The sequence below is a fragment of the Mycobacterium sp. NGS66 genome, from assembly GCF_059812225.1.
In genome coordinates this window covers 176,671-199,248 of record NZ_JCALCG010000004.1, presented here as the reverse complement: position 1 = coordinate 199,248, position 22,578 = coordinate 176,671, and the positions used below count along the sequence as shown (strand labels likewise).

Sequence of the window (22,578 nt, the reverse complement as noted above, 5' to 3'; positions counted from 1 at the left end):
CGGCCGTGTTCCCGCCCTGAGAGCACGTTCGGCGAATGCCGGTTCCCCGTCCCGGGAGCGGTATCGGAATGAATTTGCAAATATATGCATAATCATGCAGAATCGGGCGAATGGCCGACGCGATACGAGTGGCAGTTGCCGGTGCCACCGGATACGCCGGGGGCGAAATCCTGCGCTTACTGCTCGGACACCCGGCATATGCCGGTGGTCGGCTGACAATCGGTGGGCTGACGGCCGCGACCAGTGCCGGCAGCACCCTTGGTGAGCACCATCCACACCTGACGCCGCTGGCGCAGCGCGTCGTCGACCCCACCGAGCTGGCGGCACTCGATGGGCATGACGTTGTTTTCCTGGGCCTACCGCATGGGCATTCGGCCGCCCTCGCCGAGCAGTTGAGCCCGGAAACGCTGATCATCGACTGCGGCGCGGACTTTCGGCTCACCGATGCGAACGCCTGGGAGCGGTTCTACGGATCGCCGCACGCCGGCAGCTGGCCCTACGGACTACCCGAGCTACCCGGCGCGCGTGAGCGGCTGCGCGGCGCGCGGCGCATCGCGGTGCCCGGCTGCTATCCCACCGCGGCACTGCTGGCGCTGCTGCCCGCGGTGGCCGAGGGTCTCGTCGAACCCGCGGTTACGGTGGTCGCGGTCAGCGGAACCTCCGGCGCCGGTCGCGCGGCCAAGACCGACCTGCTCGGATCGGAGGTGATCGGCTCGGCGCGGGCCTACAACATCGCGGGCGCACATCGGCACACCCCCGAGATCGCGCAGGGACTACGGGTCGTCACCGACCGCGACGTCACGGTGTCGTTCACCCCGGTGCTCATCCCCGCCTCTCGCGGAATTCTGGCCACCTGCACCGCACGCACCTCCTCGCCGCTGTCACAGTTGCGGGCGGCATACGAAAAGGCCTATGACGCTGAGCCTTTCATCTATCTGATGCCGGATGGCCAGCTGCCCCGGACCGGGGCCGTGATCGGCAGCAATGCCGCGCACATCGCCGTCGCGGTGGACGAAGCCGCCGAGACTTTCGTGGCGATCGCGGCGATAGACAACCTGGTCAAAGGCACGGCCGGCGCCGCGATCCAGTCGATGAACCTGGCCGTGGGCTGGCCGGAGACCGAGGGCCTCACAACTGTCGGTGTGGCGCCGTGACCGAAACGTTAGGTGCCGCAAGGCTGGTGCGCACGCAAGGTGTGACCGCCCCGGCGGGTTTCCGGGCCGCCGGCATCGCCGCCGGGATCAAGGCATCGGGGGCCCGCGACCTGGCGCTGGTGTTCAACGAGGGGCCCGACTATGCGGCCGCCGGCGTGTTCACCCGCAACAAGGTCAAAGCCGCGCCGGTGCTGTGGAGCCAGCAGGTGCTCAGCACCGGTCGGCTGCGCGCGGTGATCCTCAACTCCGGGGGCGCAAACGCGTGTACCGGGCCCGCCGGTTTCCAGGACACGCATGCCACTGCGGAGGCACTAGCCGCCGCGCTGTCGGACTGGGGAACGGAAACCGGTGCCGTCGAGGTCGCGGTCTGCTCAACCGGGCTGATCGGCGACCGGCTGCCGATGGACAAAGTGCTCGCCGGCGTCGGTGAGATCGTGCACGAGATGGCCGGCGGGCTGGGCGGGGGTGACGACGCTGCCCACGCCATCATGACCACCGACACGGTGGCCAAACAGGTTGCGCTGCACCATCCGGACAACTGGACGGTCGGCGGCATGGCCAAGGGGGCCGGCATGCTGGCGCCGTCGTTGGCCACCATGTTGTGCGTCCTCACCACCGATGTGGTCGCTGATCATGCGGCACTCGACCAAGCGTTGCGTCGCGCCACCGCTCGCACGTTCGACCGGCTCGACATCGACGGCAGCTGCTCCACCAACGACACCGTGCTGCTGCTCGCCTCGGGTGCCAGCGAAATCGCCCCGCCCCAAGCCGATTTGGACGCGGCGGTGCTGCGCGTCTGCGACGATCTGTGCGCGCAACTGCAAGCCGACGCCGAAGGCGTCACCAAGCGCATCACCGTGACGGTGACCGGAGCCGCCAGCGACGACGACGCACTGACCGCCGCCCGCCTGGTCGCCCGCGACAACCTGGTCAAGACCGCTGCATTCGGGTCCGATCCGAACTGGGGTCGCGTCCTGGCGGCCGTCGGCATGGCACCGGTCACTCTCGACCCCGATCGAATCACGGTGTCGTTCAACGGCTCCGCCGTGTGCATCGACGGCGTCGGCGTTCCCGGCGCGCGCGAGGTGGATCTGTCCGGCCCGGATATCGACATCGTCGTCGACCTGCATGTCGGTGACGGTCAAGCCGCCATCCGGACCACCGACCTGTCGCATGGCTACGTCGAAGAGAATTCGGCCTACAGCACATGACCCGCGCTGTGCCAACCCAGATCAAAGCCCAGGTGCTGGCAGAGGCCCTGCCGTGGCTGAAGCAGTTGCACGGCAAGATCGTGGTGGTCAAATACGGCGGCAACGCGATGACCGATGACACCCTGCGCGCGGCGTTCGCCGCCGACATGGCGTTTTTGCGCAACTGCGGCATCCATCCCGTCGTCGTACACGGCGGCGGGCCGCAGATCACCTCAATGCTGCGCCGGCTCGGCATCGAAGGTGACTTCAAGGGCGGATTCCGGGTCACCACACCGGAAGTGCTCGACGTAGCCCGAATGGTGTTGTTCGGTCAGGTGGGCCGCGAGTTGGTCAACCTGATCAACGCCCACGGACCCTACGCCGTCGGGATCACCGGCGAGGACGCGCAGCTGTTCACCGCGGTGCGGCGCAGCGTGACCGTCGACGGGGTGGACACCGACATCGGACTGGTCGGCGACGTGGCCCAGGTGAACGCCGCCGCGGTGCTGGATTTGATTGCCGCGCGCCGTATTCCGGTGGTATCGACCCTGGCGCCGGACGCCGACGGCGTGGTGCACAACATCAACGCGGACACCGCCGCGGCGGCGCTGGCCGAAGCCCTGGGAGCCGAAAAACTGTTGATGCTCACCGATATCGAAGGTCTCTACACCAACTGGCCGGACCGGGAATCGCTGGTCAGCGAAATCGACACGGCCACACTGGCGCAACTGCTGCCCACACTGGAGACGGGCATGATCCCGAAAATCGAAGCGTGTCTGCGAGCCGTCAACGGCGGCGTTCCCAGCGCCCACGTCATCGACGGTCGAGTAAAACACTGCGTGCTGGTGGAACTGTTCACCGACGCCGGCACCGGCACCAAGGTGGTAAGCACATGACCCATACGCAAAGCGTTCAACAGCGCTGGCAGGCCGTGATGATGAACAACTACGGCACCCCGCCGGTCGCACTGGCCAGTGGCGAGGGCGCGGTGGTCACCGATGTGGACGGCAAGACCTACCTCGACTTGCTCGGCGGCATAGCGGTCAACGTCCTGGGGCACCGCCACCCAGCGGTGATCGAGGCGGTGACGCAACAGCTCTCCACGCTGGGCCACACTTCCAACCTGTACGCCACCGAACCCGGTATCGCGCTGGCCGAGGAGCTGGTCGCGTTGCTGGGCGCCGGCTCGCAAGCCCGGGTGTTCTTCTGCAACTCCGGCACCGAGGCAAACGAGGTGGCGTTCAAGCTGTCGCGGCTCACCGGACGAACGAAACTCGTTGCGGCACAAGAAGCTTTCCATGGCCGCACCATGGGCTCGCTGGCACTGACCGGTCAGCCCAGCAAGCAAGCGCCGTTCGAACCCCTACCCGGGGACGTCACGCACGTCGGCTACGGCGACGTTGACGCGCTGGCGGCGGCGGTCGGGGATGACACCGCCGCGGTGTTCCTCGAGCCGATCATGGGGGAAAGCGGTGTGATCGTGCCGCCCGACGGCTATCTCGCCGCCGCCCGCGAGATCACCGCACGCCACGGCGCCTTGCTGATCCTCGACGAGGTGCAAACCGGAATGGGCCGCACCGGAGCGTTTTTCGCCCACCAGCACGACGGCATCGTCCCGGATGTGGTGACGCTGGCCAAAGGGCTCGGCGGCGGGCTGCCCATCGGGGCGTGCCTGGCGGTCGGGCCGGCCGCCGACTTGCTCACGCCCGGCCTGCACGGCAGCACCTTCGGCGGCAACCCGGTGTGCGCCGCCGCTGCCCTGGCCGTGCTGCGGGTGCTGGCTGCCGAAGACCTGGTCCGGCGCGCCGAGGTGCTGGGCAAACTGCTCAGAGACGGTATCGAGTCCCTTGGGCACCCGCTGATCGACCACGTGCGCGGCCGGGGGCTGCTGATCGGGGTGGTGCTGACCGCGCCGCAGGCCAAGGACGCCGAGGCCGCTGCCCGCGATGCCGGGTTCCTGGTCAACGCGGCCGCTCCCGACGTGATCAGGTTGGCGCCGCCGCTGGTCATCACCGAGGCCCACGTCGAGGCCTTCCTCGGCGCCCTGCCAGGCATCCTCGACCGCGCCGGAGCACCCTCATGACTAGGCATTTTCTTCGCGACGACGACCTCGCGCCGGAAGAACAGGCCGAAGTCCTCGAGCTCGCCGCCGAACTCAAGAAGGACCCACTCAGCCGTCGTCCGCTGGAGGGCCCGCGCGGTGTCGCGGTGATCTTCGACAAGAACTCCACCCGAACTCGGTTTTCGTTCGAGGTGGGCATCGCGCAACTCGGTGGGCACGCCGTCGTGGTCGACGGCCGCAGCACCCAACTCGGTCGTGACGAGACGCTGCAGGACACCGCAAAAGTGTTGTCCCGCTACGTCGAAGCCATCGTCTGGCGAACCTTCGGGCAGGACCGGTTGACGGCGATGGCGTCGGCCGCGACCGTGCCCGTGGTCAATGCGCTCTCCGACGAATTCCATCCCTGCCAGGTGCTGGCCGACCTGCAGACCATTGCCGAACGCAAGGGTGCGCTGCCCGGGCTGCGGTTGTCCTACTTCGGCGACGGCGCCAATAACATGGCCCACTCGCTGATGCTGGGCGGCGCCACCGCCGGCCTGCATGTCACCGTTGCCGCTCCGGACGGCTTCCTGCCCGACGCCGGCGTGCTCGGCGCGGCCGAGCAATTGGCAAAGACGACCGGAGGCTCGGTCACGCTCACCGCCGACGCCGACGCTGCCGCCGCGGGCGCTGACGTGCTCGTCACGGACACCTGGACATCGATGGGACAGGAGAACGACGGCCTGGACCGCGTCAAGCCGTTCCGGCCGTTTCAGGTCAATAGCCGGCTGCTCGGGCTGGCCGACCCGGAAGCCATTGTGCTGCACTGCCTTCCGGCCCACCGCGGCGACGAGATCACCGACGAGGTGATGGACGGGCCGGCCAGCGCGGTGTGGGACGAGGCGGAAAACCGGCTGCACGCCCAAAAGGCGCTGCTGGTATGGCTGTTGGAGCGGTCCCGATGACCCGGTCGAAGGCCGCACCCGAGCCGACCCGCGCGGGTCGGCAGGCGCGCATCGTGGCCATCCTGTCGTCGGTGCCGGTGCGCAGCCAGAACGAACTGGCGACGCTGCTCGCCGACGAAGGCATCGAGGTCACCCAGGCGACGCTGTCGCGCGACCTCGAGGAGCTGGGCGCGGTGAAATTGCGCGGCGCCGACGGCGGCAGTGGCGTGTACATCGTGCCCGAGGACGGCAGCCCGGTCCGCGGCGTTTCCGGGGGCACCGATCGGATGTCGCGGCTGCTCAGCGAGTTACTGGTATCCACCGACGCCAGCGGCAATCTGGCGGTGTTGCGCACCCCGCCGGGTGCCGCGCACTACCTGGCCAGCGCCATCGACCGCGCGGCCCTGCCCCAAGTCGTCGGCACCGTCGCCGGTGATGACACCATCCTTGTGATTGCCCGAGAGCCGATGACCGGTGCGGAACTCGCTGGCATGTTCGAGGACATTCGGTAAGGAGATCGGTCATGTCAGAGCGAGTCATCCTGGCGTACTCCGGCGGTCTGGACACCTCGGTGGCAATCAGCTGGATAGGCAAGGAGACCGGCCGCGAGGTCGTGGCGGTGGCGATCGACCTCGGCCAGGGCGGTGAGGATATGGAGGTGATACGTCAGCGGGCCCTGGACTGCGGCGCCGTCGAGGCCGTCGTCGTCGATGCCCGCGACGAGTTCGCCGAGGGATACTGCCTGCCGACCATCCTCAACAACGCGCTCTACATGGACCGCTACCCGCTGGTGTCGGCGATCAGCCGGCCGCTGATCGTCAAGCACCTGGTCGCGGCCGCCCGCGAGCACGGCGGCGGCATCGTCGCGCACGGCTGCACCGGCAAAGGTAACGACCAGGTCCGGTTCGAGGTCGGATTCGCCTCGCTGGCACCGGATCTCGAGGTGCTGGCGCCGGTCCGCGACTACGCCTGGACCCGGGAGAAGGCCATCGCATTCGCCGAGGAGAACGCGATTCCGATCAATGTCACGAAGCGCTCGCCGTTCTCGATCGACCAGAACGTCTGGGGCCGCGCGGTGGAAACCGGCTTCCTCGAGCACCTGTGGAATGCGCCGACCAAGGACATCTACGCCTACACCGAAGACCCCACGCTGAATTGGAGCACGCCCGACGAGGTGATCGTCGGGTTCGAACAGGGCGTTCCGGTATCGATCGACGGCACGCGGGTGTCGGTGTTGCAGGCCATCGAGGAGCTCAATCGCCGCGCCGGAGCCCAGGGTGTCGGGCGCCTCGACGTCGTCGAGGACCGGCTGGTCGGCATCAAGAGCCGCGAGATCTACGAGGCGCCCGGGGCGATGGTGCTCATCACCGCCCATACCGAGCTCGAACACGTCACCCTGGAGCGCGAGCTGGGCCGGTTCAAACGGCAGACCGACCAGCGCTGGGCCGAGCTGGTGTACGACGGCTTGTGGTACTCGCCGCTGAAGGCCGCGCTGGAGAGCTTCGTCGCCAAGACGCAGGAGCACGTCTCCGGCGAGGTCCGGCTGGTGTTGCATGGCGGCCACATCGCGGTCAACGGCCGGCGCAGCGCCGAGTCACTGTACGACTTCAACCTGGCCACCTACGACGAGGGCGACAGCTTCGACCAGTCGATGTCGAAGGGCTTCGTGTACGTGCACGGCCTGTCTTCGAAGATCGCCGCCCGACGGGACCTGCGGTGATCCGGCGAACAGACGCAAAAGCACCCGACACGCCGGGCGAAGAGGAGCTTTTGTGTCTGCTCACGGGGAAAAGGTGAGCACTCGGGAGGGGTCGCTGTGGGGCGGGCGGTTCGCCGACGGCCCGGCCGACGCGCTGGCCGCGCTGAGCAAATCCACTCACTTCGACTGGGTGCTGGCGCCCTACGACATCACCGCGTCCCGGGCGCACACCGTGGTGCTCTACCGGGCCGGGTTGCTCACCGAAGAACAGCGCGACGGGCTCTTGGCCGGCCTGGACAGCCTCGCGGAGGACGTCGCTGACGGCAGCTTCGGCCCGCTGGTCAGCGACGAGGACGTGCACGCCGCGCTGGAGCGTGGGCTGATCGACCGGGTGGGACCGGACCTGGGCGGCCGTTTGCGGGCCGGCCGGTCGCGAAACGACCAGGTGGCCACGCTGTTCCGGATGTGGCTGCGCGACGCGGTGCGCCGGGTAGCGGCCGGTGTGCTGGACGTGGTGAACGCGCTGACCGCTCAGGCCGCCGCACACCCGACCGCCATCATGCCCGGCAAAACCCATCTGCAGTCCGCTCAGCCCGTCCTGCTGGCTCACCATCTGCTTGCCCACGCCCACCCGTTGCTGCGCGACGTCGACAGGATCGTCGACTTCGACAGCCGAGCGGCGGTGTCACCGTACGGCTCGGGGGCACTGGCCGGTTCGTCGCTGGGTTTGGATCCTGACGCGATCGCCGCCGATCTGGGTTTTGCCAGTGCCGCCGACAATTCCATCGACGCAACGGCCGCGCGGGACTTCGCCGCCGAGGCCTCGTTCGTGTTCGCCATGACCGGCGTCGACCTGTCGCGACTCGCCGAGGACATCATCCTGTGGAGCTCTACGGAGTTCGGATATGTGACGTTGCACGATTCGTGGTCGACCGGTAGCTCGATAATGCCGCAGAAGAAGAATCCCGACATCGCTGAGCTGGCGCGCGGCAAATCCGGCCGGCTGATCGGAAACCTGGCCGGGTTGCTGGCGACGCTGAAGGCCCAGCCCCTGGCCTACAACCGCGACCTGCAGGAGGACAAGGAACCGGTATTCGATGCGGTAACCCAGCTGGAGTTGCTGTTGCCGGCGATGGCTGGGCTGGTGGCCAGCCTGACGTTCAACGTCGAGCGGATGGCGGAGCTGGCACCAGCCGGCTATACGCTGGCCACCGATATCGCTGAATGGCTTGTCCGCCAAGGTGTTCCGTTTCGGGCCGCGCATGAGGCCGCTGGCGCGGCCGTGCGCGCCGCCGAGCAGCGCGGCGTCGGACTCGAGGAGCTGACCGACGACGAATTGGCGGCCATCAGCCCCGAACTGACGGCGCAGGTCCGTGACGTGCTGACGGTCGAGGGCTCGGTGTCGTCCCGCGACGCCCGCGGTGGCACCGCGCCGAGTCGAGTTGCTGACCAGCTGGAGGTGGTCCGGACCAGGTGTGCGGCGCTCAGGGAGCGGCTACGCCGCTAGCGTTTGCCGAACTTTGCCGGGTGGTTGCCAGCCGACTAAACTTCAAGCTTCAGCGATCGGGTGAACCTTCATGCCTAAATGTTCGTGACCAAGGGGTGGGACCAATGAGCGTGATCGCAGGCGTGTTCGGAGCCTTGCCACCGAATCGCTATTCCCAGAAAGAGCTCACCGACTTCTTCGCCGCCATCCCGGATTTCGAGGGCTACGAAGACATCGTCCGGCAGCTGCACGCAAGCGCCAAAGTCAACGCTCGCCACCTGGTCCTGCCGCTGGAGCGGTATCCGCGACTGACCGACTTCGGCGAGGCCAACCGGATTTTCATCGAAAAGGCGGTCGATCTCGGCTGCGAGGCGCTGACCGGCGCGCTTGACGATGCGGGCCTGCGACCGCAGGACCTCGACGTGCTCATCACCACGACCGTCACCGGCGTGGCGGTCCCGTCGCTGGATGCCCGCATCGCCGGACGGCTTGGGCTGCGCCCCGACGTGCGGCGGCTCCCGCTGTTCGGCCTGGGCTGCGTGGCCGGTGCGGCGGGTGTGGCGCGCATGCACGACTATCTGCGCGGTGCGCCCGACGGCGTCGCCGCCCTGATCTCGGTCGAGCTCTGCTCGCTCACCTACCCGGGGTACAAGCCGTCGTTGGCGGGTCTGGTCGGCAGCGCTCTGTTCGCCGACGGGGCGGCCGCGGTGATCGCCGTCGGGGACCGTCGCGCCGAGCAGGTGGACGCCGGCGGTCCGGAGGTGCTCGATTCGTGTAGCCACCTCTACCCGGACTCGCTCCGCACCATGGGTTACGACATCGGCACCACCGGGTTCGAGCTGGTGCTGTCGAAAGACGTGGCAACTGTCGTGCGGCAATACATCCGCGATGACGTCGATACTTTTCTGGCCGCGCACGGCCTGAGCACCACCGACATCGGCGCATGGGTAAGCCATCCGGGCGGACCCAAGATCATTGAGGCGATCAACGAGAGCCTCGAGCTGCCCCCGCAGGCCCTGGAGCTGACCTGGCGCTCGCTGGGCGAAATCGGCAACCTGTCGTCGGCTTCGGTGTTGCACGTGCTGCGTGACACCCTCGCCAAACCACCCCCGAGCGAAAGCCCAGGATTGATGATTGCGATGGGGCCCGGATTCTGTTCGGAACTCGTGTTGCTGCGCTGGCACTGATGCGCGCCGGTGAGCTCTCCCGCGTTCCGTAACCGTGCATTTGAAACAGGTAACGGCAATGGGGCGACTCGAGAATTCTGGGGGGTTTGCGGAAGGCGTGGTCCGTCAAGAAGACCTCATCCGGGCGCTGCGTAAGTCCCTCAAGGAAAACGAGCGGCTGAAGCGGGAGAACCGCGAATATCTGGCGTCATTGGCCGGAGGACCCACCGAACCCGTTGCAGTGGTGGGGATGGCGTGCCGGTATCCGGGTGGGGTGGATTCGCCGGAGGCATTGTGGGACATGGTGGCTGCGGGCCGCGATGTCGTGTCGGGCTTTCCCGCGGACCGTGGCTGGGACCTGACCGGATTATTCGACCCGGATCCGGACGCGACGGGCAAGTCGTACTGCCGCGGCGGCGGATTCCTGTCCAACGTCGCCGACTTCGACGCCACGTTCTTCGGTGTCGCGCCCAGTGAGGCGCTGGCGATGGATCCGCAGCAGCGATTGTTGCTCGAAGTTTCATGGGAAGCGTTGGAGCGCGCGGGAATTGATCCGTTCACGCTGCGAGGTTCGGCCACCGGCGTGTTCGCCGGGGTGTTCCACGGCTCGTATGGCGGCCAGGGGCGGGTTCCCGGCAATCTCGAGCGGTACGGATTGCGCGGTTCGACGTTGAGCGTGGCGTCGGGACGGGTGGCTTACACGTTGGGTCTCGAAGGTCCGGCGGTGTCGGTGGATACGGCATGTTCGTCGTCGTTGGTGGCATTGCATTTGGCGGCGCAATCCTTGCGATCGGGCGAATGTGACCTGGCGCTGACCGGTGGGGTGACGGTGATGGCCGCCCCGGCGATGTTCATCGAGTTCAGCCGGCAACGAGCACTGGCCCCCGACGGGCGCTGCAAGGCGTACGCCGGCGCGGCCGACGGCACCGGATTCTCAGAGGGCGTCGGCGTTTTGGTGCTGGAGCGGCTAGCCGACGCACAGCGGTCAGGACATCGAGTATTGGCGGTGATCCGCGGATCGGCGGTCAATCAGGACGGCGCTTCCAACGGCCTGGCAACACCCAACGGGCCCTCGCAGCAACGCGTTATCCGGGCGGCGCTGGCCAACGCGCGACTGAGCACCGTCGATGTGGACCTGGTCGAGGGGCACGGCACCGGCACCACCCTCGGCGATCCGATTGAGGCGCAGGCGCTGTTGGCCACTTATGGGCAGGAGCGGCCGGCTGATCGCCCGTTGTGGCTGGGGTCGATCAAGTCAAACATGGGCCACACGTCGGCCGCGGCGGGCGTGGGGGGAGTCATCAAAGTGGTGCAGGCGATGCGCCACGGGGTGCTGCCACAGACACTGCACGTGGATGTGCCTACACCGCACGTGGATTGGTCGGCGGGAGCGGTGTCGTTGTTGACCGCGTCGCAGCCCTGGCCGGAGCTGAATCGGCCGCGCCGGGCCGGGGTGTCGTCGTTCGGAATCAGCGGGACGAACGCGCACGTGATCGTGGAGCAAGCACCCGTACCGGATCCGGCACTGGAATCACCTGTGCAGAAACGTGATCCGCGCAGCGCCATCCCGTGGCTGTTGTCAGCCCGCTCGGAGGAGGCGCTGGCGGGCCAAGTCACACGGCTGCTGGCGCACCTAGCGGCGCAGCCCGATCTGGCTGCGGTCGACGTCGGGTGGTCGTTGGTTTCGGCACGGTCGAAGTTTGACCATCGCGCCGTGGTGGTCGGCGCTGACCGTGACCAGCTGACGACGAGGCTGACCGGCTTGGCTGCCGGCGATCCGGGTCCCGGTGTGGTTGTGGGTCGTGCCCGCCCGGTAGGCAAAACGGTGTTCGTCTTCCCCGGCCAGGGCTCGCAATGGGTCGGGATGGGAGCCGAATTACTCGATACTTCAAAAGTATTCGCAGACCAGCTGCAGCGGTGCGATAAGGCACTCAGTGAGCACGTCGACTGGTCCCTGATCGAAGTCATCCAAGGAACCGCCGGCGCGCCGGAGTTGGATCGGGTGGATGTCGTGCAGCCCGTCCTGTGGGCGGTGATGGTGTCGCTGGCCGAGTTGTGGCGCTCGGTGGGAGTGGTTCCGGACGCGGTGATCGGCCACTCCCAGGGCGAGATCGCGGCAGCGTACGTCGCAGGCGCGTTGTCATTGGAGGACGCCGCTCGCGTGGTGGCGCTGCGCAGCCGATTGTTGGTGCAGTTGGCCGGAGCCGGTGGCATGGTGTCGTTGGCCTGCGGGCTTCCCAGAGCCCAGAGCCTGGTGGCACAGGGCGGCGATCGACTGAGTATTGCTGCGGTCAACGGTGTTTCGTCTGTCGTGGTTTCCGGGGCGGTGGACGCGCTGGGCGAGCTGATCCGAAGTTGCGAGGCCGCGAATGTTCGCGCCCGCAGGATCGATGTCGACTACGCGTCACATTCGCAGCACGTGGACGCGATACATGAGCCCCTCGTGGCGGCGCTGAGCGGCATCGAACCGCGCTCGTGCGCAATCGCATTCTTCTCGACGGTCACCGGAGAGCTCATGGACACCGTCGGCTTGACCGCCGAGTATTGGTACCAAAGCATCCGGCGCACCGTGCAATTCGAGCGGGCGGTGCGCGGGGCGCACGAAGCGGGATATCGGGTGTTCATCGAATCCAGCCCCCATCCAGTGCTGGTCACCGGCATAGAAGAAACGCTTCCCGCGGATGAAGCTACGACCGTGCCGTCGCTGGGCCGTGATGACGGTGGACTGGAACGCTTTTGGCTGTCGGCGGGCCAGGCACATGTCGCGGGTGTGCCCGTGGAGTGGCGGGCGGCTTTCGCCGACAGCAGTCCGAGGCAGGTGGATTTGCCGACGTATGCGTTTCAGCGGCAGCGATTCTGGCTACCGGCCATGGGCGTCGATGGCAGCGATCTGGCCGGCTTGGGGATGTCGGGTGCCCGCCACGGCCTGCTGGGCGCGGTGGTGCAGCGGCCCGATACGGGCGGCGTGGTGCTGACCGGCCGGCTGTCGGTCGCCGCGCAGCCCTGGTTGGCGGATCACGCGGTGGCCGGGGTGGTGTTGTTCCCTGGCGCGGGGTTCGTGGAGCTGGCCTTGCGGGCCGGCGATGAGGTCGGCTGTTCGGTCGTGGAGGAGCTGACGCTGTCCACGCCGCTGCTGTTGCCGTCGACGGACGCTGTTCAGGTGCAGGTGATAGTGGGGGCCCCGGAAGGGTCTGACGCTTCTGGCCGCCATGGCATCGCGGTGTATTCGCGTGCAGCGCAGCCTGGTTCGGACTGGGTGTTGCACGCCGAGGGTGCGTTGGGCATCGGAGTGATGCGGCCGGCCGCCGATTTGTCGGTGTGGCCGCCGGTGGGTGCCACCGCGATGGACGCGACAGACTGCTATGGGCTGCTGGCTGGGCGAGGTTATCAGTACGGCCCGGCGTTTCAAGGGTTGCAGTCCATTTGGCGGCTGGGAACAGCGGTCTTCGCCGAAGTCGCCGTACCGGAGCTCGCCGGAGACGCCGGCGGCTTCGGGATTCATCCGGTGCTCCTCGATGCGGCGTTGCACGCCATGGGTGTGGCCGGCGAGCAGCAGCGGACGATGTTGCCGTTCTCCTGGCAGGGAGTGTGTTTGCATGCTTCCGGAGCGACTCGGCTGCGGGTGCGTATAGCGCCGGTGGCCACTGGTGCGGTGACGATGGAGTTGGCCGACGGATCCGGGTTGCCGGTGTTGTCGGTGCGCGAATTGGTGGTTCGTCCGGTTTCGGCGGATCTGTTATCGGCCGCGAACGCTCATACCGGTGGTGGGTTGTTCGAGGTGCTGTGGTCGCCGGTGTCGTTGGGCGACAACGGTATCGGGCCTGTGGTGGTGTGGGAGTCGTCGTCTCGGGCACAGGAGACCCTGGCGTCCGTCTATGGGGCCACCCATGAGGCGTTGGGAGTGCTGCAGTCGTGGCTGGGCGGTGACGAGTCGGGCGTGCTGGCGGTCGTAACTCACGGCGCGGTGGGGTTGACCGGCGAGGGTGTTGCGGACTTGGCGGGTGCCGCGGTGTGGGGGTTGACGCGTTCCGCGCAGGCCGAGCATCCGGGTCGGGTGGTGTTGGTGGACTCGGATGGCTCGGTCGATATCGCATCGGTGTTGGCCTGTGGTGAGCCGCAATTGGTGGTGCGTTCGGGTGTGGTGTATGGGGCACGGTTGGCTCGGGCGGCGGCGGGTTCGGTGTTGGAGCTGCCCGCTGGCGGCTGGCGGGTCGTTGCCGGTGGCGGAGGCACGTTGACGGATCTGGTGGTGGCCTCGCTGGCGCGGGATCGGCTGGCGCCTGGGCAGGTGCGGGTATCGGTGGCTGCTGTGGGGGTCAATTTCCGGGATGTGTTGGTGGCGTTGGGCATGTATCCCGGTGGCGGCGAGCTGGGCGTCGAAGGCGCTGGGGTAGTGGTGGAGGTTGGACCGGGGGTTTCTGGGCTGGCTGCGGGGGATGCGGTGATGGGTTTGTTGGGGGTGGTGGGCTCAGAGGCGGTGGTCGACGCGCGGTTGGTGACGGTGGTGCCGTCGGCGTGGTCGTTGGTGCGGGCCGCTGGGGTGCCGGTGGTGTTTTTGACGGCTTGGTATGGGTTGTCGGTGTTGGCTGGATTGCGTGCTGGGCAGCGGGTGTTGATTCATGCCGGTACCGGTGGGGTGGGGATGGCCGCGGTGCAGTTGGCTCGGCATTGGGGCGCGGAGGTGTTTGTCACCGCCAGTCGTGGCAAGTGGGACACGTTGCGGGCGATGGGTTTTGACGATGCTCATATCGGTGATTCGCGCACGGTGGACTTCGAACAGAAGTTTTTGTCGGTCACCGAAGGCGCCGGGATGGATGTGGTGCTCAACTCGCTGGCCGGTGAGTTCTTGGATGCCTCGCTGCGGTTGTTGCCTCGGGGTGGGCGGTTCATCGAGATGGGCAAGACCGATCTGCGCGACCCGCAGGCGGTGGCCGCGCAGCATCCCGGTGTGTGGTATCGGGCTTTCGACCTGATGGAAGCGGGCCCGGACGGGACGGCGCAGATGTTGGCGCAGCTGATGGATCTGTTCGAAGCGGGTGTATTGGAGCCGTTGCCGGTCAAGACTTTTGACGTGCGCTGCGCCGCGTCGGCCTACCGATATGTGTCTCAAGCGCGTCAGATCGGCAAGGTGGTGCTCACGGTTCCCGGTGGGCCCGCCGGCACGGTGCTGGCGGGTTCGGGTGGAGATCTGGCGGGAGGCACGGTGGTTATCACCGGCGGCACGGGGATGGCCGGCTCGGCGATCGCCGAGCATGTGGTCACCCGTTACGGGGTGGGCCACGTGGTGTTGGTCAGCCGCAGCGGCGTCGATGCTCCCGGGGCGGCGGAGTTGACCGACCGCTTGCAGGGCTTCGGCGCTCGCGTCTCGGTGGTGGACTGCGATGTGGCCGACCGCGACGCGCTAGCAAGGCTTTTGGATGAGCTCGATCCGCAGTATCCGCTCAAGGGGGTCTTTCATGCCGCCGGTGTGCTCGATGACGGGCTGATCGCGTCCTTGACCCCGCAGCGGGTGGATACGGTGTTGCGGGCCAAGGTCGATGGCGCCTGGAATTTGCATGAGCTGACCCGGGATCACGAGTTGTCGGCGTTTGTGTTGTTTTCCTCGATGGCCGGCATCGTGGGCACTGCCGGGCAGGGTAATTATGCGGCGGCGAATAGCTTCCTGGATGCGCTCGCTACCCACCGGCGGGCCCAGGGCCTGCCCGGCTTGTCGGTGGCCTGGGGTCTGTGGGAACAAGCCAGCGCCATGACGCGCCACCTCGGTGAGCACGACAAGGCCCGCATCAGCCGGGCCGGACTAGCACCGCTATCCACCACAACAGCGCTGCAACTATTCGACGACGCCGTGCTCACCGAGCACCCCGTCGTCATCGCCACCCAGCTCAACACCACCGCCCTCACCGAAAACACAGCGCTGCCGCCACTTTGGAGCCAGTTGGTCACCCGACCCACCCGACGGGTGGTCGACGAGACCCACGCTACGGTGGCGTCGACGACCAGCCTTGCGGCACGGCTCGTCGGCCTGACGGCTGAGCAACGACACCGCGAACTCGTCGACCTGGTCCGAAGCAACGCAGCGATGGTGCTGGGTCGCCGCGACGCTGCAGACGTCAACGCGGACAGCGTGTTTCAGGATCTCGGGTTCGACTCTCTGACGGCCGTGGAACTACGCAACCGGCTCAAAAACGCCACCGGGCTGACCCTGTCACCCACGCTCATCTTCGACTACCCCACTCCAAGCGCCCTCGCCGAACACCTCGACCCGAGGCTATCGGTCACCACCGGCGGCGCGCCGGATCTGATGACCCGCTTCAACGACATCACCGGCCAACTACAAACGCTGCTCAACCATCCCGACTGGAAATCCGAAGACAGAACCCACCTCACCACCCGCATGCAAACCTTGCTGTCAATGCTCAGTGCCCACCTGGACCCCTCCGGCTTAGACATGGACGATGACATCAACAGCGCTACGGAAAGCCAGCTTTTCGCCATTCTCGACGAAGAACTCGGCTCCTGAAGACTGACGGCAAGGAGTAACAGTGTCGGGCACCAGCAAGCATGTCGACTACCTGAAGCGCCTCGCGGCCGACCTGCGGCGCACCCGGCGGCGTTTGTCGGAATTGGAGGCCAAGCAGGCCGAGCCGGTGGCGGTGGTGGGAATGGCATGTCGCTACCCGGGCGGCGTGGATTCGCCAGAAGCGCTGTGGGACATGGTGGTTGCGGGTCGCGATGCCGTCTCGGACTTCCCGTCGGACCGTGGGTGGGATGTGGCGGGGCTATTCGACCCGGACCCCGACGTTCCGGGCAAGATGTACGTGCGGCAAGGATCGTTTCTCTCTGACGCAGGCGATTTCGACGCTGGATTCTTCGGGATCGGTCCCAGCGAGGCGCTGGCGATGGATCCTCAGCAACGGTTGATGCTCGAGTTGTCGTGGGAAGCCTTGGAGCGCGCCGGGATTGACCCGTTGCGCTTGCGGGGGTCGGCGACGGGCGTGTTCACCGGTGTGATCCACGCCGGATACGGGGGTGAGGTCAAAGGCGAGCTGGAGGGTTATGGGCTCACCGGTTCGACGTTGAGCGTCGCCTCCGGTCGGGTGTCCTACGTGCTCGGACTGGAAGGTCCCGCGGTGTCGGTGGACACCGCCTGCTCGTCGTCGTTGGTGGCACTGCATCTGGCGGCACAATCGTTGCGGTCCGGGGAATGTGACCTGGCTTTGGTCGGCGGAGTGACGGTAATGGCAACTCCCGCCGCATTTGTCGAGTTCAGTAGGCAGCGGGCGCTGGCCGCCGACGGTCGGTGCAAGGTGTACTCGGGCAGCGCCGACGGCACCGCATGGTCGGAAGGTGCGGGAGTCCTGGCAGTGGAGCGGCTGGCCGACGCACGACGATCTGGCCGCCCGGTGTTGGCACTGGTACGGGGTTCTGCGGTGAATCAGGATGGCGCCTCCAATGGACTGACCGCGCCGAATGGGCCATCCCAGCAGCGGGTGATCCGGGCGGCGCTGAGCAGCGCCGGGCTGACACCGGGCGACGTCGATGTGGTCGAAGGGCACGGGACCGGTACCACGTTGGGCGATCCGATTGAGGCGCAGGCTCTGCTGGCGACCTACGGGCAGGACCGGCCGGCGGATCGCCCGCTGTGGTTGGGGTCCATCAAGTCCAACATCGGCCATACCTCGGCCGCGGCTGGAGTGGCCGGGGTGATCAAGCTGGTGCAGGCGATGCGGCACGAGGTGATGCCGCAGACGCTGCACGTGGATGTGCCTACGCCGCATGTGGATTGGACAGCGGGAGCGGTGTCGCTGTTGACCGAGCCGCGACCTTGGCCTAACGAGGATGGACCGCGCCGGGCCGGGGTGTCGTCATTCGGCATCAGCGGAACCAACGCACATGTCATTCTGGAGCAACCTCCGATCCCGACACCCGCGGCAGAAAGTTCCGAAAGCACTGCGGCCGAACGTGATAGCGCCGACACACTGACGGCCTGGGTATTGTCGGCCCGCTCGGCCGCGGCGTTGACCGGCCAAGCCCGACGATTGCTGGCACATGTGACCGCCGCCCCAGATCTCAATCCGGTCGATGTGGGTTGGTCGCTGGTGACCACCCGGTCGACCTTTGAGCACCGGGCCGTGGTGGTTGGCGCCGACCGCGAGCAGCTGATGACGGAGTTGGCCTGGCTGGCCGCCGGCGGACCTGATGCCGGGGTGGTAGCGGGCCGTGCTCGCTCGGCTGTCAAGACAGCATTCGTATTTCCCGGCCAGGGTTGTCAGCGACTGGGCATGGGTCAACAACTTTATGAGCGTTTTCCGATGTTCGCCAAGGCCTTTGACGAGGCGGTCGCGGCGTTGGATGCGCATCTGCGGCTGCCGCTTCGGGAAGTGATGTGGGGTAGCGACGCCGCGCTCCTGGAAAGCACGGAGTTCGCGCAGCCCGCGTTGTTCGCCGTCGAGGTGGCGTTGGCGGCATTGTTGCAGGACTGGGGTGTGGTACCGGACGCGGTGACGGGTCATTCCGTGGGCGAGATCGCCGCGGCGCATGTCGCCGGTGTGTTGTCTCTTGCGGATGCCGCCGAAGTGGTGGTCGGTCGCGGTCGGTTGATGGGGGCGTTGCCTGCTGGCGGAGTGATGGCCGCGGTCGCCGCCGGCGAGGCGGAAGTGGTGCCGCTGCTGACCGATGGGGTCAGCCTGGCAGCGGTGAACGGCCCGGACGCGGTGGTTATTTCGGGTACTGATGCGGCGGTGACCGCGGTAGCAGACCAACTGATGCAGCGCGGTCGGCGGGTGCATCGGTTGGCTGTCTCGCATGCGTTTCATTCGGAATTGATGGAGCCCATGCTGGACCAGTTCACCCAACTGCTCCAAGGCATTTCGGCCGCACCACCGCGAATTGATCTGGTATCCAACCTGACTGGGAAGCTGGCCGGTCCCGGGTACGGGTCGCCCGAATACTGGGTTGAGCATGTTCGCCAGCCGGTGCGCTTTGCCGACGGCGTACAGACCGCCGAATCGTTCGGAGCCGAACTTTTCATCGAGGTAGGCCCGAGCGGCCTGACCGCCGCGGTGGACCAGTCATTGACCGTCGAAGGGGCAGTGTCTCTGGCGACGCTGGCCAAACGGCGCCCGGAAGCTGAGTCGTTGCTGGCCGCCCTCGGGCAGTTGTTTGTCGGCGGGGTGGACGTCGACTGGCGGATGGTGCTCGGCGGCGGGCGGCGGGTCGATCTGCCGACGTACGCCTTTCAGCGGCAGCGTTTTTGGCTGCCCTACCGGTCCGTGTGGTCGACGGATGTCAGTGCCGCCGGCTTGGCTCACACGGGTCATCCGTTGTTGAGCGCGGTGGTGGAGCGGCCGGATTCCGGCGGGGTGGTGCTGACCGGCTCGTTGTCGGTGATCGCTCAGCCGTGGCTGGCCGATCACGCCGTCGACGGCATGGTGCTTTTTCCCGGGGCCGGATTCATAGAGCTGGTGCTGCGAGCCGGCGACGAGGTCGGTGGGTCGGTAATCGACGAGCTGACGCTGCTGGCTCCGTTGGTATTGCCGACCGAAGGCGAGGTGCAGGTCCAGGTCATCGTGGACGCCCCCGATGAGGTGGGTTCTCAAGAGGTACGCGTGTATTCGCGCGGCGGGCGCGCCCAGTCCGTGTGGTCGCTGAACGCGCAAGGCGCCCTGCGAGCCGGGTTGCCGGAGCCGGCCCAGGATCTGTCCGTCTGGCCGCCGGTCGGCGCGACCGCGGTGCAGGTCTCCGACGCTTATGAGCGGCTGGCGGCACGCGGCTACGAATACGGGCCCACCTTCCAGGGCCTGCACTCGCTGTGGCGTCGCGGTTCGGAACTTTTCGCCGAAGTCAGGGTCGGTGAAGGCGTGCCAGTCGGGGAATTCGGGGTCCATCCCGCGGTGCTGGACGCGGCATTGCACGCGATGGGGTTGGGCGAGGAGCAGCGCCAAACCATGCTCCCGTTTACGTGGCGTGGGGTGAGCCTGCACGCTGCCGGCGCCTCGCACGTTCGAGCTCGCATCACGCCCGTCGCAACCGGCGCGGTATCGCTGGAGTTGGCCGACGGCACCGGTCTACCGGTGTTGTCGGTGCGGGAGCTGGTGATTCGTCCCATTCCGGCGGGCGCCCTGTCGGCCGCTGCGGCGGCTGCCGCCGGTGGCCGCGGCGGCGGGTTGTTCGAGGTCGCGTGGCAGCCGATTGCTCTGAGCAGCAACGACAACGGCGCACGGGTGTGGCAGCCAAGCGTCCATAACGGCGATGTGGTCGGCGGGGTGCACGCGGCCACACATGAAGCGCTACAAAAGTTGCAGTCGTGCCTTGCCGAGGAGGCCGACGGACCATTGGTCGTGCTGACGCACGGAGCGGTGGGGTTGCCCGGTGAAGACATCACCGATTTGGCGGGCGCGGCGGTGTGGGGATTGGTGCGTTCGGCGCAAGCCGAGCATCCGGGCCGAATGGTGTTGGTGGACTCCGACGGCTCGGCGGATGTCGGCGCCGTAATCGATTGTGACGAGCCGCAATTGCTGATTCGTTCCGGTGTGGCGCATGCAGCCCGGCTGACCCCAGCCGGCGCGGATGCGGTGCTGGAATTGCCGACAGGTGCGTGGCGGCTGACGCCCGGTGGCCGTGGCACCTTGGAGGACCTGGTGGTGCGGTCAGACGCACGGGTGGAGCTGCGTGCGGGGCACGTGCGGGTGTCGGTGGCCGCCGCCGGAGTCAACTTTCGCGATGTGTTGGTGGCCTTGGGCATGTACCCCGGCGGCGGCGACGTCGGCGCGGAAGGCGCCGGGGTGGTCGTCGAGGTTGGACCCGAGGTGCGGGGCCTGGCGGTCGGCGATGCGGTGATGGGCCTGTTGGGGGTGGTGGGTTCAGAGGCGGTGGTCGACGCACGGTTGGTGACCGCTGTGCCGACTGGATGGTCGTGGGTGCAGGCGGCCGGCGTGCCGGTGGTGTTCTTGACCGCGTGGTACGGGCTGTCGGTGCTGGCCGGAGTATCGGCCGGGCAGCGGGTGTTGATCCATGCCGGCACCGGCGGGGTCGGGATGGCCGCGGTGCAGTTGGCTCGGCATTGGGGTGCCGAGGTGTTTGTCACCGCCAGTCGCGGTAAGTGGGATACGTTGCGGGCGATGGGCTTTGACGACGCCCATATCGGCGATTCCCGGTCGTTGGAGTTTGAGCAGCGGTTCTTGGCCGCCACCGATGGGGCCGGGGTAGACGTGGTGCTCAACTCGCTGGCCGGTGAGTTCTTGGACGCGTCATTGCGGTTGCTGACGCGGGGCGGCCATTTCATCGAAATGGGTAAGACCGATCTGCGTGACCCGCAGACGGTTGCGGCCGAGCATCCGGGCGTGCGGTACCGGGCGTTCGATCTGATGGAGGCCGGCGCGGATCGCATCGCAACTATGCTCGCCGAGCTGATGGGCTTGTTCGCCGAAGGCGTGCTGGAGCCGTTGCCGGTGAAGGCTTTTGACGTGCGCAGCGCGGCGGCCGCATACCGCTATGTCTCCCAGGCGCGCCAGATCGGCAAGGTGGTGCTGACCATTCCCGACGGTCCCGGGGATGCAATGCTGGCGGGGTCGGGCGGCGGTCTGGCCGGAGCCAGCGTGGTCATCACCGGGGGTACCGGGATGGCCGGCTCGGCGGTGGCGGCGCATCTGGTGGCCCGTTACGGTGTGGCCCATGTGGTGCTGGCCAGCCGCAGTGGCGCCGAAGCCGAGGGTGTCGCGGAGCTGACCGACCGCTTGCAGGCTGCCGGCGCGCAAGTGTCGGTGGTGGCTTGTGATGTGGCCGACCGCGATGCGGTAGCAAAACTTTTGGACGAACTCGACCCGCAATACCCGCTCAAGGGCGTCTTTCACGCTGCCGGGGTCCTCGATGACGGGATGATATCCACGCTGACGCCGCAGCGGGTGGACATGGTGTTGCGGGCCAAGGTCGATGGGGCCTGGAATCTGCATGAGCTGACCCGAGATCGCGATTTGTCGGCGTTTGTCCTGTTTTCGTCCATAGCGGGCATCGTAGGCGCGCCGGGGCAGGGCAACTACGCGGCGGCCAACAGCTTCCTCGACGCGCTGGCCGCCCACCGGCGAACGCAAGGCCTGGCAGGCTTGTCGGTGGCCTGGGGGCTATGGGAACAGGCCAGCGCCATGACCGGGCACTTGGCCGACCATGACAAGGCCAGAATGAGCCGATCGGGACTCGCGCCGTTGTCGACGCCCGATGCACTGCAACTGTTCGACGAAGCGATACTGGCCGACCGCCCGATGCTGGTAGCCGCCCACCTGGACGGGGCGGCCCTCGGCGCCGGCGGCGCAGTGCCGCCGATACTGCGTGACATGGTTACCCGTCCGAGGCGGCGACTGATCTCCGATAATCAGAGCGCGACATCCCACTTCGGGTTGGCCGAACGGCTGCAAGGGTTGACTCCCGAGCAGCGTCATCAACATTTGGTGGAGCTGATATGTACCAACGCGGCAACGGTTTTGGGTCGTTCCGCTGCCGAGGTTGGTGCCGACATGGCGTTCCAAGATTTGGGCTTCGACTCATTGACTGCCGTCGAACTGCGGAACCGGCTCAAAAGCGCGACGGGACTGACCCTTTCCCCCACCGCGATCTTCGACCACCCGACGCTGAGTGGCCTTGCCGAACACGTGGACCAAGAGCTGGGCTCCGTGCAGATCACCACGGGTCTTGCCACCGACGAAACGGATAACTTGGCTCGTTTCAACGACATCGCCCAGGAGCTGCACGCGCTTGTCAACCAAGCCGACTGGACCGAGGACGACAAGGCACGTGTGGCCGCACGGATGAAAACCATCCTGGCTGACCTGACCACCGCAGAGACCAAAGCCGCCGAGACCGAACTCTTGGCCATGCTCGACGAAGATTTCCCCGTATGACCGCA

At 67.1% G+C, this 22,578-nt stretch carries 10 protein-coding genes and 1 pseudogene; all 11 read left to right on the top strand.

Features of this window, described 5'->3' with window-relative positions; all coding sequences use genetic code 11:
- Nucleotides 1–94 precede the first annotated feature (94 nt).
- The 11 genes and pseudogenes from argC (at nucleotide 95) to AC5Y2L_RS10815 (ending at nucleotide 22,573) form a co-directional block, all read left to right on the top strand.
- Nucleotides 95–1,154, top strand: a pseudogene (gene argC / locus AC5Y2L_RS10865) (N-acetyl-gamma-glutamyl-phosphate reductase).
- Nucleotides 1,151–2,365, top strand: a complete 1,215-nt coding sequence (argJ, locus tag AC5Y2L_RS10860) for a bifunctional glutamate N-acetyltransferase/amino-acid acetyltransferase ArgJ (RefSeq protein ID WP_499935698.1) — start codon at nucleotides 1,151–1,153, stop codon at nucleotides 2,363–2,365. The pseudogene argC and the gene argJ overlap by 4 nt, the downstream one beginning before the upstream one ends.
- A complete protein-coding gene (gene argB / locus AC5Y2L_RS10855) occupies nucleotides 2,362–3,240 on the top strand; it encodes an acetylglutamate kinase (protein WP_499935696.1) in 879 nt (292 codons plus the stop codon). Before argJ ends, argB begins: the two co-directional genes overlap by 4 nt.
- Entirely contained in the window at nucleotides 3,237–4,427 is a 1,191-nt protein-coding gene (locus AC5Y2L_RS10850) for an acetylornithine transaminase (protein ID WP_499935695.1), read from the top strand. Before argB ends, AC5Y2L_RS10850 begins: the two co-directional genes overlap by 4 nt.
- On the top strand, nucleotides 4,424–5,350 hold the full coding sequence (gene argF, locus AC5Y2L_RS10845) for an ornithine carbamoyltransferase (RefSeq protein ID WP_499935693.1): 927 nt from the start codon (nucleotides 4,424–4,426) through the stop codon (nucleotides 5,348–5,350). Before AC5Y2L_RS10850 ends, argF begins: the two co-directional genes overlap by 4 nt.
- Nucleotides 5,347–5,841, top strand: a complete 495-nt coding sequence (locus AC5Y2L_RS10840; RefSeq protein WP_499935805.1) for an arginine repressor — start codon at nucleotides 5,347–5,349, stop codon at nucleotides 5,839–5,841. The genes argF and AC5Y2L_RS10840 overlap by 4 nt, the downstream gene beginning before the upstream one ends.
- An 11-nt stretch (nucleotides 5,842–5,852) precedes the next feature.
- Complete coding sequence (locus AC5Y2L_RS10835; protein WP_499935692.1) at nucleotides 5,853–7,049, top strand: argininosuccinate synthase; 1,197 nt, start codon at nucleotides 5,853–5,855, stop codon at nucleotides 7,047–7,049.
- Between the two features lie 73 nt (nucleotides 7,050–7,122).
- The gene (argH, locus tag AC5Y2L_RS10830; RefSeq protein WP_499935803.1) at nucleotides 7,123–8,535 is read left to right on the top strand and encodes an argininosuccinate lyase; all 1,413 of its coding nucleotides are present in this window, start codon (nucleotides 7,123–7,125) and stop codon (nucleotides 8,533–8,535) included.
- A gap of 104 nt (nucleotides 8,536–8,639) precedes the next feature.
- Nucleotides 8,640–9,701: a type III polyketide synthase gene (locus AC5Y2L_RS10825; RefSeq protein ID WP_499935690.1), complete on the top strand. Its 1,062-nt coding sequence runs from the start codon at nucleotides 8,640–8,642 to the stop codon at nucleotides 9,699–9,701.
- A 58-nt stretch (nucleotides 9,702–9,759) separates the two neighbouring features.
- Nucleotides 9,760–16,200, top strand: a complete 6,441-nt coding sequence (locus AC5Y2L_RS10820; protein WP_499935689.1) for an SDR family NAD(P)-dependent oxidoreductase — start codon at nucleotides 9,760–9,762, stop codon at nucleotides 16,198–16,200.
- 22 nt (nucleotides 16,201–16,222) lie between these two features.
- A complete protein-coding gene (locus AC5Y2L_RS10815; protein WP_499935688.1) occupies nucleotides 16,223–22,573 on the top strand; it encodes an SDR family NAD(P)-dependent oxidoreductase in 6,351 nt (2,116 codons plus the stop codon).
- Nucleotides 22,574–22,578: the final 5 nt, after the last annotated feature.